Source organism: Paraburkholderia caledonica NBRC 102488, assembly GCF_000685095.1.
Lineage (GTDB): Bacteria > Pseudomonadota > Gammaproteobacteria > Burkholderiales > Burkholderiaceae > Paraburkholderia > Paraburkholderia caledonica.
On the sequence record NZ_BAYE01000057.1, the window covers coordinates 1 to 2,127 of the forward strand.

At 66.2% G+C, this 2,127-nt stretch carries 1 protein-coding gene; it reads right to left on the reverse strand.

From position 1 onward, the window contains the following. Positions 1-2,127: condensation domain-containing protein (locus BCA01S_RS36350; protein WP_042320532.1), on the reverse strand; the 2,127-nt coding region annotated here is incomplete at both ends.

A 2,127-nucleotide genomic window follows, 5' to 3' on the forward strand; every position in this document is an offset into this window, starting at 1 on the left:
GGTTGGTCACCGAGTTCAGGTAGTTCGAACGATGCAATCCGTGCATCGGGAGCCGCGCTCCACTGTTGGAGCAAGCCCGTGAAATTACGCGCTAACCGTTCGATGGTGGACGCGTCGAAGACGTCGGTCGCGTACGTGAACGTCAGGTCGATCGCGCCGTCGGCGGCCTCTGCGATATTGAGCATCAGATCGAATTGCGCCTCGCCGTTGTCGGCTTCCTGCACCGTCACGCGCAGTCCCTCGCCGAACGATGCAGCGAGATCATGGCGTTGTTGCTGATTGACGAGCACCTGGAAGAGCGGCGTCTGCACCAGGTCGCGTTCCGGTTGCACCGCCTTGACGACGCTCGCAAACGGCACGTCCTGGTTCGCGTAAGCGCCGAGCAGCCGCTCGCGCACATCGTCGATGAGTTGCGCCGCGCGCGTTTCGCCGCGCGGCGCAGTGCGGATCACGACAGCGTTGACGAAGAAGCCGGCGACGTCCGCGGCTCCCGGCAGATCGCGGCCCGCGAGCGGCACGCCAAGGCGAATATCGGACTGGCCCGAGTATCGGTAAAGCAGCGCATCGACTGCGGCGAGAAGCGTCATGAAGAGCGTCGCGCGACGCGCGCTTGCGAGCGCGCGCAACGCATGCGCTGTGCCGGCAGACACGCGCACGCGATGACGCGCGCCGGGCGCGCAGCGCTGGCCGGAGCGCGTTCGATCGTATGGCAGCGCAAGCGCCGCGGGAGACTCGTCGTCATGCGCGAGCGCGGCGCGCCACCATGCGAGTTGTTGCAACTCGCGCTCGGGCGTCAGTCGAGCCGCGCGCGCCGATATCAGTTCGCGATAGGCGGCGGCCGATGTGGCGGCGACGCGCTCGTCTTCGGCGATAGACGCGACAGACGTCACAGACGCAGCAGGACCCGCTGCGCAGTAGTCGCGATACAGGCGCGAGAAATCGGCGAACAGGAGACCGAGCGACCAGTCGTCGCTGACGATGTGATGCAGCACCAGATGCAGCACGTGACAGTCGTCGGCCATGCACACGAGCGTCGCGCGCACAGGCGGCTCGGCGCTCAGGTCGAACGGCGTGCGAACGAGCGCGGCGAGACACGCGGCCAGCGCTTCGTTGCCGGTGTCGCTGGTCCCGTTGTGCGTGTTCGCCAAATCGAGCAGGCGAATCTCGCTGAGGCATGCACCGTCGATGCGCTGGCATGGAACGCCCTCTATCTCGGCGAAACGCATCCGCAGTGCGGGATGCCGCTTGCCCAGCGAGACGAACGCTGCACGCAGCGCATCGACGTCGAGCTGGCCGTCGAAGCGGAGCGCACCGTTCACGTGGTATGCCACGCTCTGAGGATCGAGCTTCCACAGGAACCACAAGCTTTGCTGCGACGGTGAAAGCGGCATGGGCGCGGTGACGTCCGCTTGACAGGCGATGTCGGCAGCGATGACTGAGGTGAATGATGCGACGGATGTGGCCACAGCGCCCGCAGTAGCGCCAACCATCGGAGCAGCATCACCATCAGCAGCAACCGCAACGCCGGACGCCGACCTTAGCGCGTCGTCGTCGGCTTCGGCGGATTGCGCGGCGCTTAGCAGCGTCGCAAAGTCTTCGAGACGCGGATGTTCGAACACTGCCCGCAGCCCGGGCGCGTCGCCGAAGACGGTACGCACGGCCGACAGGACACGCACTGCCAGCAGTGAATGGCCGCCAAGGAGGAAGAAATCGTCGTGTGCGCCGACGCGCTCCACGCCGAGTACCTGTTGCCAGATCGCGGCAAGCCTTGTCTGTGTTTCGCCGTGCGGTGCGACATAAGTCGCGCGGCTCGAAGTGGCCGTCTCCGGCGCAGGCAATGCACGGCGATCGAGCTTGCCATTCGGCGTCAACGGAAAGCGCTCAAGCTCGACATACGACGACGGCACCATATGCCCCGGCAGACGCGCGGCGAGCCACGTCTGCCAGCGTCCCGCATCGCCTGTATCGGGTCCGCCGCGCGGCACCACATAGGCAATCAGACGCCGGTTGTCGTTGCCGTTGTTGGCGTCGCCGTTGCCGTGGCCCGACACCAGCACCGCCACATCCCGCACCTCGGGATGCGCCCGCAGCGCCGCCTGGATCTCACCGAGTTCGATACGGAAGCCA